At 70.7% G+C, this 14,621-nt stretch carries 13 protein-coding genes; 7 read left to right on the top strand and 6 right to left on the bottom strand.

Annotation, left to right across the window (positions count from 1 at the left end; all coding sequences use genetic code 11):
* The first annotated feature begins 158 nt into the window (after positions 1–158).
* The gene (locus OG472_RS39470) at positions 159–425 is read left to right on the top strand and encodes a hypothetical protein (protein WP_405833969.1); all 267 of its coding nucleotides are present in this window, start codon (positions 159–161) and stop codon (positions 423–425) included.
* Positions 426–466: 41 nt separating this feature from the next.
* The gene (locus OG472_RS39475; RefSeq protein WP_405833971.1) at positions 467–1,318 is read left to right on the top strand and encodes an aldo/keto reductase; all 852 of its coding nucleotides are present in this window, start codon (positions 467–469) and stop codon (positions 1,316–1,318) included.
* A 270-nt stretch (positions 1,319–1,588) separates the two neighbouring features.
* On the opposite strand, the gene OG472_RS39480 is transcribed toward OG472_RS39475, so the two are convergent.
* Positions 1,589–1,939 (bottom strand): VOC family protein, encoded by a 351-nt coding sequence (locus OG472_RS39480; protein WP_401610602.1) that lies wholly within the window; start codon positions 1,937–1,939, stop codon positions 1,589–1,591.
* 528 nt (positions 1,940–2,467) lie between these two features.
* Between OG472_RS39480 and OG472_RS39485 the strand changes: the two genes are divergently transcribed.
* Both OG472_RS39485 and OG472_RS39490 read left to right on the top strand, forming a co-directional pair.
* Positions 2,468–3,742 carry a pyroglutamyl peptidase gene (locus OG472_RS39485; protein WP_405942813.1) on the top strand — a complete coding sequence of 425 codons (1,275 nt, stop codon included), beginning with the start codon at positions 2,468–2,470 and terminating at the stop codon, positions 3,740–3,742.
* A 195-nt stretch (positions 3,743–3,937) separates the two neighbouring features.
* Positions 3,938–5,095, top strand: coding sequence for a mechanosensitive ion channel family protein (locus OG472_RS39490; RefSeq protein WP_405942814.1), 1,158 nt, complete (start codon positions 3,938–3,940; stop codon positions 5,093–5,095).
* A gap of 114 nt (positions 5,096–5,209) precedes the next feature.
* Here the strand turns inward: OG472_RS39490 and OG472_RS39495 are convergent, their stop codons facing one another.
* Entirely contained in the window at positions 5,210–6,223 is a 1,014-nt protein-coding gene (locus tag OG472_RS39495) for an EcsC family protein (protein WP_405833976.1), read from the bottom strand.
* 237 nt (positions 6,224–6,460) lie between these two features.
* Between OG472_RS39495 and OG472_RS39500 the strand changes: the two genes are divergently transcribed.
* On the top strand, positions 6,461–7,204 hold the full coding sequence (locus tag OG472_RS39500) for a ferritin-like domain-containing protein (RefSeq protein WP_405942815.1): 744 nt from the start codon (positions 6,461–6,463) through the stop codon (positions 7,202–7,204).
* Between the two features lie 197 nt (positions 7,205–7,401).
* Here OG472_RS39500 and OG472_RS39505 read toward each other — a convergent pair whose 3' ends face one another.
* Entirely contained in the window at positions 7,402–9,474 is a 2,073-nt protein-coding gene (locus OG472_RS39505) for a HelD family protein (protein WP_405943242.1), read from the bottom strand.
* A 628-nt stretch (positions 9,475–10,102) separates the two neighbouring features.
* On the bottom strand, positions 10,103–10,762 hold the full coding sequence (locus OG472_RS39510; RefSeq protein WP_401610608.1) for a TetR/AcrR family transcriptional regulator: 660 nt from the start codon (positions 10,760–10,762) through the stop codon (positions 10,103–10,105).
* 185 nt (positions 10,763–10,947) lie between these two features.
* On the opposite strand from OG472_RS39510, the gene OG472_RS39515 reads away from it, so the two are divergent.
* Positions 10,948–12,066 (top strand): serine hydrolase domain-containing protein, encoded by a 1,119-nt coding sequence (locus OG472_RS39515; protein ID WP_405942816.1) that lies wholly within the window; start codon positions 10,948–10,950, stop codon positions 12,064–12,066.
* Positions 12,067–12,162: 96 nt separating this feature from the next.
* Here the strand turns inward: OG472_RS39515 and OG472_RS39520 are convergent, their stop codons facing one another.
* Positions 12,163–12,960, bottom strand: coding sequence for an SGNH/GDSL hydrolase family protein (locus OG472_RS39520; protein WP_405942817.1), 798 nt, complete (start codon positions 12,958–12,960; stop codon positions 12,163–12,165).
* Between the two features lies 1 nt (position 12,961).
* On the bottom strand, positions 12,962–13,684 hold the full coding sequence (locus tag OG472_RS39525) for a hypothetical protein (protein ID WP_405942818.1): 723 nt from the start codon (positions 13,682–13,684) through the stop codon (positions 12,962–12,964).
* A 68-nt stretch (positions 13,685–13,752) separates the two neighbouring features.
* On the opposite strand from OG472_RS39525, the gene OG472_RS39530 reads away from it, so the two are divergent.
* Positions 13,753–14,304 (top strand): MarR family winged helix-turn-helix transcriptional regulator, encoded by a 552-nt coding sequence (locus OG472_RS39530; protein WP_405942819.1) that lies wholly within the window; start codon positions 13,753–13,755, stop codon positions 14,302–14,304.
* Positions 14,305–14,621: the final 317 nt, after the last annotated feature.

The raw sequence follows: 14,621 nt of genomic DNA on the forward strand, positions 1-14,621 counted from the left end.
TTCCCCATGTGTGGAAATTAATTTCAACGTATGCTGAAACTCTCGCCGAGGGGAAGCCCCCTCTCCCAACCGTTACGGAAGGTGATGCGGTGTGACCGGTCGAGGGGCGGGCGTGGGAGCATGCGCCGCGCGCAGGCCGGGGCGGCGGCGTCGCGATCATGCCGACGCTGCTGATCGCCCGCGTGGAGGCGGGGGAGGCGGCCGCCGCCTGGCGCCACGCGCAGGAGTACCGGGCGCAGCCGCAAGCCGCCTCGCAGGCGGTCGTGCTGCTGCGGGAGGCCGCCAGCCTGACCGGCAGCCGCTCGCCGAGGACGGGCCCGAAGCCGTACCGGCAGGGTGACGCGCACCGCGGGCCGTGGCCTGCCGCCCACCACGTCCGTTACCGGTGTACCGACCCGCCCGCGTCCCGGGCAGAGTCCGCCTGACCGGGCCGGGTCCCGCCCGCACAGCGAAGGACAACCCGCTCATGCAGACCGTCACCCTCAACAACGGCACCCGGATGCCGCTCCTCGGCTTCGGCGTCTACCAGATCCCCGCCGAGGACACCGAACGCGCCGTCTCCGAGGCCCTGGCCGCCGGCTACCGCCTGCTGGACACCGCCGCCGCCTACCGCAACGAAGAAGCCGTCGGCCGCGCCATCAAGTCCAGCGGCATCCCGCGCGAGGAGCTTTTCGTCACCACCAAGCTGTGGGTCCAGGACGCCCCCGCCGAATACAACACCCGCCGCGCGTTCGAGACATCGCTGGCCAAGCTGGAGCTGGACCACCTCGACCTGTACCTGATGCACCAGCCCTTCGGTGACGTCTACGGCCAGTGGCGCGCCATGGAGGCACTCAACCGCGAGGGCGCGGCCAAGGCGATCGGTGTCGCCAACTTCTACCCCGACCGGCTGATCGACCTGATCCTCAACAACGAGATCACCCCGGCCGTCAACCAGATCGAGACCCACCCCTTCTTCCAGCGCGCCAGCTACCAGAACCTCATGCGCGAGCACGGGGTGCAGATCCAGTCCTGGGGCGGCTTCGCCGAAGGCAGGAACGACCTGTTCACCAACCCGCTGCTCGCCGAGATCGGCAAGGAATACGGCAAGTCGGTCGCACAGGTCGTGCTGCGCTGGCTGACCCAGCGTGACGTCGTCGCCATCCCCAAGTCCGTGCGCGCCGAGCGCATGGCCGAGAACATCGACGTCTTCGACTTCAAGCTCACCGACGAGCAGATGGCCCGGATCGCCACCCTCGACACGGGCAGCTCCGTGTTCTTCGACCACCGCGACCCCGAGATGGTCACCCGGCTCGGGGGGCACCGCCTGGACAGCTGAGCCGCACCGGACGCTCCTCGCCGGCCGCGGGTGCCCCGAAGCAAACGCCCGGGGCACCCGCCCGGCCCCCCACTTCGTCCAAGTGGGACGCCGCCTCGTTCGAGTGCGCCAACGGCAGGGCCCACCCGGAAGAGGGGTGCAGTAGCCACTGCGGGAAGCCGCCTTTGATCGTCGTACCTGATGCCCGGACGGCTGAGTCGTACGCTCACTGGTCCGCAGCTGCCAGCCTCGGACGCGTGGTGTGATGGGCCGAGCCGAGTGCTGTGGAGGTCACAAGCCGTGGGCGACGGGGTGCGACGGTTCGTACAGCGGAAGTTCGGCGCCGCTGGGAAGCCGGACTGCAGTCAGTTTGCCCCAGCGCTGTTCGCTGACCGGGCGGGTGATCTCGACGCCTTTGGCGCGGAATTCGCGGAGCTGGGAATCAAGGTTGTCGCACATCAGGTAGAACTCGTGCCGGGGTGGGCCATCGGACGGGTGTACGGCGACTTCGGCCGGGGGCAACTTGAAGATGAGCCAGCCGCCGCCCGCGTCGACCATGGGGAAGTCGAGGACGTCACGGATGAAGGCACGGTCCGCCTCGGCGTCCTGGCTGTAGAGGATGACATGCGCACCGCTGATCATGGCTGGCTCCTGTCCATCAACGTGCTGACGGTCGCGTCCCGGCATCCTGGCACGCCAAGGCCAAGAAGATCCTCGGCTGGGTTCGATGACACGGCGGCTGAGTGGAATGTCCAACGGACAGTGGGATCCGGAATCGGGTTCCGGCCGGGTCGGGGCGGACTGTCCAGGGGGGAAGACCAGCGCCTAGCGCCGCCGGAGGCACCCTTGCCCGGCCGGCAGGCCGGCACGCTCCGTAGCGAGAACCAGGGAGGCGCGGGCTGGGTGGTGCGTCTGAATCGACCTGTCGAGGGAAGACCCGCCGGTGGCTCTGTTCTCCGGTCATTCCGGTCGGCGACCCGATTCGGTTGCATCGATTCGATCGATTCGTTCGTGCGCGAAGGCACGGCGCGGCAGCGAGGGGTACATGGGTGATCCGGGGTCTGCTCCGCACGGCGAACCGGACGCGTCAGGGGCGGAGTTGAGCCAGTCCTGGCGGCTGCGGCCGGTGTGCCTGGTGGGGGTGACGGGCGCTATGTAATGTCACATCGCATGATGTTCTTACGTCGTGCGGCATCGGCCGCCGCCCTCCTCGCCACCGTCCTGCCCGTGGCGGTCGCCTCACCCGCGCACGCGGCCGACGGCGCGTCCGCCTGCCGCCCCCCGGCGTCCGTACCGCTCGACGCCGAACAGGCGCGGCTCGCGGACGCCCGCACCACCGCCCTGGTCGAGCGGGCCGGGTTCGGGGACTTCGTACGACGGTTCCCCGCCGCCCTGTGCACGACGCGCAGCCCCGCCGAGGCCGAACGGCTCCTCGACTCCTGGGGCCAGGCCCTCTGGCAGACCTCCGTACGGCGGGCCCAGGGACAGCGGCCCGGCGGCGGCCTGGCCCCCGGGGATGACCGGCCGCTGTACTGGGCGCGGCTCGGTATGACCGCTGAACTGGCCCGCTGGCAGCCGAAGTTCACCGTGGACCGGGTGGCGCTCCGGGCCCGCTTCGAGGACGCCTCCCGCGGCCTCACCGACAACGCCTTCCGGACGGCGCCCGGCGTACGGAGGATCTTCATCAGCGGGTTCGACCCCTTCGGACTCGACGCGGAGATCCGCCGCGCCAACCCGTCCGGATCGGCCGCCCTGCAGCTCAACGGGCGGCGCGTGACCCTCGCCGACGGCAGCCCGGCCGAGATCCGCGCCGTCGTCCTGCCCGTCCGGTACGCCGACTTCGACGCCGGCATCGTGGAGCGGGCGTTCGCCCCGCGCCTGGCCGCCGGTCCCTCCTCGGCCGACATCATCACCACCGTCAGCCAGGGCTACCCCGGCATCTTCACCCTGGAGGACTGGGCGGGGCGCGCGCGGTCCGCCGACCCGTACCCCGACAACGCGCGCGCCCTCTCCGGCGGCACCCGCGAGCGTCCGGTGACGGCTCCCGGCCTCGGCCCGGGCCCGGAGTTCATCCGCACCACGCTGCCCGCCGACGTGGTGACCGCCGCCGTGCAGACCCCGTACCCGGTCCTCCTCAACACCGAGGTGACCGAGATCCCGGCGGGCGGCACGGTCCCCGTCGACCGGATCGACGGCCCGACGCCGGGCTCGCGGGCCGTCGCGGGCGGCGGGGGCGGCTACCTGTCCAACGAGGTCGCCTACCGCTCCAACCGGCTGCGCGGCGAACTCGCCCCGCACCTGCCCGGCGGCCACCTCCACACCCCGGTACTCACCGGTCTGCCGGCCGACCCCCAGCTCCTGACCGGCCCCGAGTTCGAAGGCAACGAGAGCGCGATCGCCGCGGAGGTGCGCGCCGTCCTCGAACACGCCGCCGTACGGCGGTAGCCGCCGCCCCGCCTGCGGTGCGTCACCCCGCCATGGGGCAGGATGGCAGCCCGTTCCGGAATGCGTACACACGCCCGAACGCGGCTTACAGCACGACGAACTGACAGGTGACAAGGTGACGACACACCTCATACGACGGTCGGCAGCGCCCACCGCCACACCCCCGGGCCGGGGCCGCGTAGCGGAGGGGGTCCGTTGAACCGCGATCTCGTCCTGCACGACTGGCTGGTCGCGGGCATCGCGTTGGCGGCGGGCGCCGCGGCCGGGCTGCTGCTGCGCGGCCTCCTGCGGTGGCTGGGCCGGCACGCCGAGCGGACCCGCTGGCGGGGGGACGACGTCATCGTCGACGCGCTGCGCACCATCGCCCCGGGGGCCGCGCTCATCGCGGGCGCCGCGGTGGCCGCCACGACCCTGCCGCTGACCGCGCGGGTCTCAGGGTTCGTGAACCAGTCCCTGACCGCGCTGCTCATCCTCATCGCCACCCTGAGCGCGGCACGGGTCGTCGCGGGCCTCGTCCAGTCCGTGGCGGGCGCGCGCACCGGGGTGGCCGCGTCGGCGTCCATCTTCGTCAACATCACGCGGATCGTGGTCCTCGTGATGGGCGTGCTCGTCGCCCTGGAGACCCTCGGCGTGTCCATCGCGCCCCTGGTCACCGCCCTGGGCGTGGGTGGTCTGGCGGTGGCCCTGGCGCTCCAGGACACCCTCGCCAACCTCTTCGCCGGGGTGCACATCCTCGCCTCGAAGACCGTGCAGCCGGGTGACTACATCCGGCTCACGAGCGGCGAGGAGGGGTACGTCGTCGACATCAACTGGCGCAACACCGTGGTGCGCAACCTGTCGAACAACCTGGTCATCATCCCCAACGGGCGTCTCGCGCGGACGAACATGACCAACTTCACCCAGCCGGAGCAGCAGTTCTCGATCATGGTCCAGGTGGGAGTGGGCTACGAGAGCGACCTGGAGCACGTCGAACGGGTGACCCTCGAGGTCGTCGACGGCGTGATGGCCGACATCAACGGCGCGGTCCCCGACCACGAAGGGGCCGTCCGCTTCCACACGTTCGCGGACTCCCGCATCAACTTCACCGTGATCCTGGGCGTCGGCGAGTTCAGCGACCAGTACCGGATCAAGCACGAGTTCATCAAGCGCCTGCACCGGCGCTTCCGTGCGGAGGGCATCTCGATCCCGGCCCCGACCCGTACGGTCGCCCTCCAGCAGGACGAGCTCCCGGCGTCCTCCCCGCACACACCCGTGCCCCACCAGCGCGGGGCATCACCGTCAGCGTCACCGGCACCGTCGCCCGCCGTCGCCCCGCCACCACCGGCAAGAAGGAGTGACGCCCTCACCCAGTGACCTGCGATGGCCCGTACCTGGTCGACGGCTTGATTCCGCAGCTCGGAGTCAAGCCGTGCAGGGGTGGGCCGACAGGTCACGCAGAGGCTGCATCGTGGACCCGGCGGCCCTCACTCACGTGGCATCGGTCTGGGGGTCGTCATCCTGGTCGGTCACCAGTGCGCTCGGCATCGGCAGCCCGTACTTGTCGCACAGGAACCGGGTCTGGCAGTACCGCTGGGCGTCGGCGGCCACTCTGCCGAGGACCGCGGAATTCATGCCGGCACCGATGAGGACACCCACGAACGGCACGACCTTGGCGACGTTCTGAACGGGCACCCTGGAGCCGGCCGGGCCCAGCTGCTGCATCAGCTTCTCAAGGGCGGCCAGGAGGCGGTGGTCGTGGCGGAGCTTGTCCGACCAGCGTATTCGCCCCTTGACCGCGTGAGCCGCCTGAGCGGCCTCACGCAACGGCTGGGCTTTGGCCGCCTGTGCCATGAAGGACCGGCGTACCAGGCGTTGGATGAAGAGCTGCTCATCGGGATCCTTGGCGTCGTAGCCGTAGGAGTACGCGATGCGCGCTGCGATCGACGCGCTCAGGACCTGGATGACGAGGATGTCCGCTGTCATCGCGACGGGAATACCGGCGACGGGGACCATGGCCAGCAGGCCCATGGCGCCGCCTTCGAACGCGCCGGCGGTCCGCCAGGTGAGGGTGTTGCGGGTCAGCAGCCGGTCGCAGACCTTGAGGTCCTGCTGCCGTAGCTCGGCGAAACCGTCGAGGTCGATACCTTGCTTGCGGACGAGCTTCTCGACGCTCTTCGGGTCGTTGAGGTCCATGGCCCAGTCGTTGACCAGCTCGAGCAGCGCTGCCGCGGCTCCGAGCGCCGGTCGCATGGCCTTGTCGGCGACCGCGTCGCCTGCGCGACGGAGCGGTTCCGTGACCGCCTCCGGCACGGCGTCCGCCACCCGTCTCGCGGCGTTTCCCGCGACCTCACCGGTGCGACCGAGGGCGTTGCTCGCCCAGTTCGGCAGACCACGGCGGTTGTTGCGGCGCTGCCAGTGCTCGTTGAGCGTGTCCCACACCTGCGCCTCGTACGCGCTCATCGGGGTTGCACCGTCGACGAGTGGGTCGGCGTAAGTGCTCATGGGGGTTCTCCATTTCGACTGTGATCGCTCGGCCACGGTGCCCGCCCTGACGGCCGCCACGTGGGTGAGGCCGCAACGTAACGGCCAGGCTTCGTCGTTGTGGTCGACGAGCCCTCATGCTTGGTCATTTTTTTGGTCCGGGGAAGGCCCGGGAGGCGGTCGTCCGTGTCGTTCTGTTACGCGGTCATGACACTCCAGCACTTTTGAACGCGCTCAAGAGTGGCTAGATTCTTGAACATGATCAAAATTGGGTACGGGGCATGGGTGAGCGAGTTCGAGGCCGAGCGGGAGCGTCGGGCGGCTCTGGGTGACCCCGACTGGGGGAACCGTGCGCAGCTGCCGGCCGAGATCATCCGCAGCATCCAGAAGTTCCAGGTCGGCGAGGATGGTGACGGCTCCGCACTCTCCGGCAAGGCCGACCTCGCGGGTGATCCGGTCTACTCCGAGGCGGTCCGGCTCTTCATCGCCGAGGAGCAGAACCACGCGCGGATGCTGAAACTGCTGCTGGCGGCCGGCGGGGCCGGCACCCTCGACGGCCACTGGAGCGACGCGGCCTTCGTCCGGGTACGGCGACTGCTCGGACTGCGGGTGGAGTTGCTGGTGCTGATGATCGCCGAGGTCGTGGCCCTGTCGTACTACCGGGCCCTCCGCGACGGAGGCGCCGACCCGCTGGTCTCCGAGGTCGCGGGCCGGATCCTGGCGGACGAGGAGCGGCACGTCCCCTTCCACTGCCTGCGCCTGCGGGAGGGCTTGGCCGGGCTGCCGCAGCCTGCCCGCCGGGCGGTGACCGCCGGGTGGCGCGGGTTGCTGGCCTGCGCCGCCGCCCTGGTCGCAGTGGACCACGGCCCGGCCTTGCGGACCCTCGGGGTGGGCCGCGGCGCGTTCGTCGCGCAGACCGTGCGCTCCTCCGCATGGATGGCCCGCGCGATGTCGGGCGGCGGCCCGGTTGCCGCACCGGCTGGGGCGGGCGCGGGAGTGTGACCTCCGCCGCCGTTGGGGGAGAGGGGCGCACGCCGTTACCCGTAAGCGGCACCCGCCTCGACATCTCCCAGGCATGGCGCACCTGACCGAGCACATCAGACGGTTCGGCGAGTGCGACCACGAGCAGCCCCGTGCGCGCGGGCCGGTGTCCGTACCGCGCCGGGTGCGCCCGCGGCGACGACGCGGGCGCCGAGTCGTCAGGCGGGCTGCATAGAGATGGTGCAGAGGCGCTTCGTGGCCCGGGTCAGGGCTACGTACAAGTCCCTTTCCCCACCGGGGCGGGCCGTGCTGATCTCCTCGGGGTCCATGACGACGACCCCGTCGAATTCCAGGCCGCGTGCTTCGGACGCCGGCACGATGCGTGCGTGGCGAGCGATGCCCTGGGCCGTCAGCTCGCCCACCCTGGTGTCCGCGCAGATCACTCCCAGGAGCTCGCCCGGGTGCGCGGTGCTCTGGGCGCGGAGTTCCGAGACGACGGCGGTGACCAACCCGTCCGGTTGTGTGGTCACGGAGCGAGGACTCTCACCGCTTCGCAGTGACCGTGTGGGCTTCTGGTCCGGAGCGATCCGCGTGAGCAGGTCCCGGACGCTCTCCAGGATCTCCTGCGTGGTGCGGTAACTGACGGTCAGGTGGTGCAGTTTGAAGCGCGGTCCGACGTGGGGGCCCAGTGCTTCCTTCCAGTCGCGTGCCGTCGCGACCGGGCCTGCCTGGGCGAAGTCACCCACCAGCGTCATCGCCCTTGCCGGGCAGCGGCGGACGATCATCCGCCACTGCATGGCGGTCAGTTCCTGCGCCTCGTCGACGACGACGTGCCCGTACGTCCGCTCGGGAGGGCCGTCGACCAGGCTCGCCGCCTCGTCCAGCAACGGCACATCGGCATCGGTCCACGGGTCGTCCGGACCGCGCAGCAGAAGGGACCGCTCCTGCGCCGTCAGGCGGGGCAGGTGCTCGGCGAGAGCGCCGGCGTTCGTCAGGAGCGCCTTCACGAGGTCACCGGGCACCAGCCGCGGCCACAACTCCTCGACCGCCCGGTCGACGCCGGCGTCGTCGAGGAGATCGGCTCGGATGGCGTCCAGGTCCAGCTCGTGGGCCGGACCTGCATCGGGCGCACCTTCGACACGGCGCCGGGAGGCTCCCGTGAACCGGTCGAGGTCGAGGCCCGTCATTCTTTCGGTATCGGCGTCGATCTGCTCCAGGACGTCGCCCATGTCCCGTTGCATCGCGTCGGTGACGGCGTCGACCAAGAGCTCTTTGAACACCTGGCGCGCGGGGTTGTGCCCCGGTACGGCCGCCACGGCGGCGTCGCGCGCCGTGGCGACTTCCTCGCCGGACAGGTGAACCGGTTCCTGTCCGACCCGCACGGTGAAGTCACCCGCGGGGGCCTGGTGGACGCGCAGCAGGCCGACCAAAGCGTCGGCGAGGTCGGAGCTGCCCTTGAGACGCGCCGTATCGAACGGGTCCACCATGTCCGTGGACACGCCGGCCAGTTCCCGGCAGGTCGCCAGAACGACGTCGTTCTCTCCGAGCGAGGGAAGGACCTGGGAGATGTAGTCGAGGAACCGGGTGTTCGGGCCCACCACCAGGACGCCCTCCTCCGCGGCGCGCGGGAACGCGTACAGGACATAGGCCGCCCGGTGCAGGGCGACCACCGTCTTGCCGGTGCCGGGCCCGCCCTGCACCACGGTCACCCCGCGGTGGGCGGAGCGGACGATCTCGTCCTGCTCGGCCTGCAGCGTCGCGACGGCCGCGTGCATCCTGCCCGTACGCCGTGCCGACAGAGCCTCGGTCAACGGGCCGTCCCCCACGACGTCCTCGTCGGTCGGGGCGGTCCCGTCCAGCAGTTCGTCGCTCACCGAGATGACCGTGCGCTCCTCGAGGCGCAGGTGCCGGCGTCGCCGCAGGTCCATCGGGTGGACCGGCGTTGCCTCGTAGAAGGGCCGCGCCGCGTTCGCGCGCCAGTCCACGAGCAAGGGCAGGTCGTCCTCTTCCGTATGCAGTCCGATCCGCCCGATGCGCAGGGCCGTGCCATCCGGCCAGTCGATGCGCCCGAAGACCAGCCCCTTCTCGGCGCCCTCCAGCCGGCCGATTTCCTTGGCCAGACGCTCGGCGGCAGTTTCTCTCTCGTATGCCTCACCGGGGCTTTCCGCCGGGGCCTTCAGCACACTCGCTCGGTGTGCTCGCGCCTCGGAAAGCCGCTCGGTGAGCAACTCGTATAAGGAGGACACGTAATCCCGCTCCGATTCAAGTGCACGCACAGCGGGATCATTCATTTTCGACAACAGGGGGCTCCTTCGATTCGAGCCATACCATACGATCAAAGTTCCCTGAAGGTAAGTCTTGACTTACTTGGTGAGCCATGGCCCTGCGGCTGAATCCGTGGCGGCTGACGGTATGGCACATCGCGCATTCCACCGTTCCGTATATCGCTCATTGCGCCCCGATGCCCGCCTGCCTTATTTGCCGCGCTCGGGGAACGGGGAAGATCCGGCGAGGCGACCGGTGCCATTGAGCTCATTTCCAGGGGGCATCTGGTCGCTTGGTCCGGAGACCCGACCGAGGAGACGAGCGCGACCCGGCCCCGCTCGACCTGGATCCGCCGATCTCCGGCCTCCGCGTCTTTGATTTCGCCAAAGGAACGAATGACGACAGCGGCGCGGCGAGCGTCCAATAAACCCGGGCCTTCCGGGGCCCGGCGGCGGCGCCCGCCACCCGTGTACCGGCGAGGCCGCTCCATCGCCGCCCTCGCCCGCGACCATGACGTCAGCCGCGGCGCCATCCGTACCGCCGTCGCAGACCTCCTGCCCGAGTGCACGGGCCGTCGATCCGGGCGCCCCGGCCCCGGAAACGGCGGTCGCCCACCGTACGACGCGGCCAGGGCTGATGGGCCCGAAACCCCCGCTAGCGCGGGCGGATTGCGGTCTCGATGTGGGCGAGTTGGGCGGCGAGGATCTCTTCGAACGCGGCGCGGCGGTCCACCCCGAGGGGGCGGACGTCCCGGGCGAAGTGGGCCAGGGCCGGGAAGCGTTCGGGGTCGGCGCCGAATATCGCGACGCGGAACAGCTCCATGCTCTGTTCGTGCTCTTCCGAAGTGATGCTGCTGACTGCGGCCTCGGAGGCGATCAGTGCGGCGATGAGGACCGCGAGCCGGTGGTAGCGCGCCGGGATCTCCTCGTCGGGCAGTCCCGACGCGCGCAGGGCCTGTAGTACCTCTTCCACGACCAGCCGGGAACCGGCGCCGCCCGAGGCGTAGCGCCCCCAGACCGCGGCGAGCTGGGGCTGCTGGCCGAACGCCTCCCTCACGCGCAGGGCCAGGGTGGTGATGCGCTGCTTCCAGTCGCCCTCGGGGCGGTAGCCGTCCATGGAAGCCAGGAGGATCCGGTCGGCGACCGCGCGCAGCAGTTCGGTCTTGCTGCGGAAGTGCCGGTAGAGGCTGGAGGAATCGGTCCCGAGGGCTGCGGCGAGCTTGCGCACGCTGAACGACTCTGTGTCGCTCGTGCGCAGCAACTCCACTGCCGCATCGAGGATTTCCTCGGTCGACCAGCGCCTTCGACCTGTCATTTCGCCCCTCTCGTCGGACTCAGTGTACCTGTGCACTTGGTGTTGCACGCACTGCGTGCATAATGAGGGCATGAGTGTGCCGAGCGACCCGGCAGTAGGCGGGCCGACGTGCCACGCGTGCCCTGTCACCCGGGTCAGGCGACCGATGCGGTGCCCGCCCGGGGGAACACGAAAGGACGCAGGACGTGAAGAACCCACTGGATTCCACGGCGCTGGATGCAGCCCTCGAAGCCGTCCACCGCGCAGGGGTGCCTGGCCTGTTCGCCGAGTTACGGGACGGTGATCAGGTCTGGCGCGGCGCCGCCGGGGTCGCCGATGTCGCCACCGGGCGTCCCGTCACCGCCGACATGCGGCACCGTGTCGGCAGCATCACCAAGACCTTCACCGCGGCAGCGGTCTTGCAGCTGGTCGAGAGCGGTCAGATCGGTCTCGATACACCGATCGGCCAGTACCTTCCGAAGCTGGTTCCCGGCGAACGCGGCGACACGATCACGGTCCGGATGCTGATCAACCACACCAGCGGCCTCGCCGAGTACCTCCCGTACGCCTACCCCTCCTTCAAGGCGTACCCCGACCTCGCGAGCACCAGCCCCCAGAGCATGGACGACCACCGGTTCACGCGGTTCGACCCCACGGAACTGATCGAGATGGGGGTCACCGCACCCGCCTTCGGCCCCCCGGGCGGCGCCCCGGGCCTGTACTCCAACACCAACTACCTGCTCCTGGCCCAGCTCCTGGAAGAGGTGAGCGGTGCCACGGCGGAGCGGTACATCACCCGGAACGTCATCGAGCGCGCCAGGCTCCGGGACACCGGGTTCCCCACCGGACCGTACGTCGAAGGACCGCACTCGCAGCTCTACGAGGCGTGGTTCGGCATGATCGACCCGCCGCGCGACTACAGCGTCTTCGACATGTCATATGCGGGGCCGTCGGCCTCGCTGATATCGACCGTCGCGGACCTCAACCGTTTCTTCGGCATGCTGCTGGCAGGGGAGATCGTCAGCCCGTCGTCGCTGGCGCAGATGCAACGCACCGTTCCGGTCATCTCCCAAGAGAGGAAGACGATCGACTACGGCCTCGGCCTGTATCCGATGGAGGGTCCCGGTCAGGGCGTCTTCTGGGGCCATGGCGGAACGGTCTGGGGTGGTGGGGCGCTGGCCATGACCCGTGCCGACGGCAAGCGGCAGATGGCGGTCGCGGTGAACCTGCAGAGGTGGAACAGGCTCGACTCCTCCGGCAGGCCGCAGCCCCATCCCATCGACGACGCGCTTGCGACTCTCTACCGCCTGGCGATGTACGGCTGATCGAGACCGAGACCGACACCGAGGAACTGGGCAGCGCCAAGGCCGAGCCGCGCACTTGCTGCCGGCAGTAAGGAGTGCGTGCGCGGCTCGGGGCCGTCAGGGGTGGAGGGTCTCCAACAGAGCGGCCGTGACGGCGCGTTGGCCGACGGGGGTGAGGTGGAGGCCGTCGGCCTCGTGGTGGCCGCGAGCCGCGTGGCGCGTGTCGACCACCGCCTCCGGCCGGTCCAGCAGGAAGCCGGCCACGGCGTCGAGGTCCGCCTCGGACCAGCTCAGCCCGGCCCGCCGGAAGTGCTCGTACCGCTCCACCAGGTCGGGGTCCGTGCCCGTAGGGGTGAGCCAGACCCACCGGGCTCCCGTCCGGGCCACCGCGAGGTCGTGCAGCGCGGTCAGGTTGCGGCAGGTCTCGGCGAAGTCGACGAGCGGGGTGCGGTCGATGCGCTGCACGTCGTTCGCGCCGAGCATGCAGAGCACCCAGTCGGGCCGCTGGAAACCCAGCACCGGCAGCTGCTGCGCCAGCGCCTGGGCGGTGGTGCTCCCCGACACGGCCAGGTTGGTGCACCGTACGCCCTCGGGAAGCAGGTGCCGCAGGATCCCGAACCAGGAGAGCCGGTCGGCGGTGGTGCTCTCGCCGAGGGCCACGACGTGCTCACCCGGCCGGAACGGCAGCGCGGCGATACGGGAGGCCGCGCCCGGTTCGGCCGACAGTGCGGCCGCTGCCTCCCGGTTGCGGTCCTCGAACCGCTCCAGCCGGCCCCGGTAGTCTCCGGCATCGGTCCCGAACAGGGCCGCCAGCACCGGCTCGTCGAGCGGGCCCAGGTAGCGCAGGAGCTTCTCCGGCTGGTGGAAGCGCAGCAGGCGCTCCGCCTGGTCGGCGTTCCGGTCGGTGGTCGTCATGTCAGCCCTCCTCGGGGACGCGGGCGCGGGCACGGCGGCGCGGCAGCAGGAAGCCCGCGGCGATGAGCCAGGTCAGCCCCGTAAAGCGGGCGACCGGCAGGAGCAGGGCCGCTTGCTCGGTCAGCAGCACGAGGGTGGCCAGCTCGGCGACGGCGGCCACGGCCAGACCCGCGACGGCCAGCGCACGCGGCAGGAGTCCGGCCAGCAGCCCGGGTACGGCGATCCCTGCGACGAGCAGGCCCAGCATGACCACGTGGCCGGGACCGCCGAGGCCGAACGCCAGGTACTGCAGGGCCCGTACGAGTTCCGGCCGCTGCGTGACTTCGCCGTGCGACAGCACCCAGGTGACCAGTCCGGAGCAGGCCAGGAACGCCGCGGCGAGCACCCCGCCCGCGAGGGCGATGGTGGCGCCGGGCGCCCGGACCCCGAGCCGGTGGAGGCGGGCCGAGGCGGTTGCCGCGTAGATGGCCAGGGGGACGGAGGCGGCGAACTGCAGGGCCCCCGAGACCCGGACCGCGTCCCCGTGGTCGCGGAAGTACGCGGTGATCGTGTCCGCGGCGCCGAAGGGCGACGGGAACGGATCGCCGCCGGCCAGCAGGGTGCTGAGGACGAGGCCGGCGAGGAAGAGGGCGGTGAAGACCACCGCGAGGACGCCGGGCGGCGGGCCGGACTGCGGGGCGGTGGTACGGGTTTCGCGCGGGACACGGCTCTCGATCGTTTCCACGGCACAATCCGTTCTGGAGAAGAATGATTCACTTGAGAGAATCATTTCGTGTCGCGTACGATAGCTGCGTGAACACCGCCCGGCAACCAGATCCCTCCGCAGCCCCGGCTCCGGCCGAGGCCGAGGCCCAGCCTCCGGCTCCGGCTCCGCGAGGAGCGGCCTTCCTCCTCGCCCAGATCGGCGCCCACGCCGCGGGGCGCTTCGCGGAACGCGTCGCCGCGCTCGGACTCACCCCCGCCGATGTCGGCCTGTTGCGGATGGTCGCCGGGCGGCCGGGGCGCAGTCAGCGCGCGCTGGCCGAGGACCTGGGCGTCGTACCCAGCCGCGTCGTCGCGCTGATCGACGCCCTGGAGGGCGAGGGGCTGGTCGAGCGGCGGCGCAGCGCCGGGGACCGCCGCAACCACGAACTGCACCTCACACCCGAGGGGCGGCGGAGTCTCGGCAAGGTCTCCCGGGTGGCCTCCGCCCACGAGGACGACCTGCTGGCCGCCCTCGACCCCGACGGGCGGGCGCAGCTCCTGGAACTCCTCGAACGCGTCGCGGCGCAGCAGGAACTGACGCCGGGCGTGCACCCCGGCTACCGCACGCTCGCCAAGCCGGCGCCGAAGCGGAAGGACTGAGGGCCGACGGGCGGCAGCCCGCAGGAGGCTCCGCGGGGCGCCGGAACACAGCCCGGCGCTGATCGCGCCAGGTGGGTCAACGAGGGCATTGCCGGCGCCAAGTACCGGATTACGTCCGCGCAGGACGTCTCTCCACGTTCATCGGAGACTGACGGTCAACCCTCTTTGACGGCGATGCGCCGGCGGTATGCGGCTTGCCGAATACGTCGTCGGCCGAACGAACCGCGGCCGGCCCGCCGCACCTCGAGGTGGCGGCACCGAACCGCACCTGGGGTCAACGCGTTGAAGCGGCGCACGCAGCTGTCGACGGTCCTTTC

The organism is Streptomyces sp. NBC_00207, from assembly GCF_045160965.1.
In the GTDB taxonomy this organism is placed as follows: domain Bacteria; phylum Actinomycetota; class Actinomycetes; order Streptomycetales; family Streptomycetaceae; genus Streptomyces.

Coding starts and splice junctions, on each gene's coding strand:
- OG472_RS39470 (WP_405833969.1), top strand. CDS start 159: ATGCCGACGCTGCTGATCGCCCGCGTGGAGGCGGGGGAGGCGGCCGCC.
- OG472_RS39475 (WP_405833971.1), top strand. CDS start 467: ATGCAGACCGTCACCCTCAACAACGGCACCCGGATGCCGCTCCTCGGC.
- OG472_RS39480 (WP_401610602.1), bottom strand. CDS start 1,939: ATGATCAGCGGTGCGCATGTCATCCTCTACAGCCAGGACGCCGAGGCG.
- OG472_RS39485 (WP_405942813.1), top strand. CDS start 2,468: ATGATGTTCTTACGTCGTGCGGCATCGGCCGCCGCCCTCCTCGCCACC.
- OG472_RS39495 (WP_405833976.1), bottom strand. CDS start 6,223: ATGAGCACTTACGCCGACCCACTCGTCGACGGTGCAACCCCGATGAGC.
- OG472_RS39500 (WP_405942815.1), top strand. CDS start 6,461: ATGATCAAAATTGGGTACGGGGCATGGGTGAGCGAGTTCGAGGCCGAG.
- OG472_RS39505 (WP_405943242.1), bottom strand. CDS start 9,474: ATGAATGATCCCGCTGTGCGTGCACTTGAATCGGAGCGGGATTACGTG.
- OG472_RS39510 (WP_401610608.1), bottom strand. CDS start 10,762: ATGACAGGTCGAAGGCGCTGGTCGACCGAGGAAATCCTCGATGCGGCA.
- OG472_RS39520 (WP_405942817.1), bottom strand. CDS start 12,960: ATGACGACCACCGACCGGAACGCCGACCAGGCGGAGCGCCTGCTGCGC.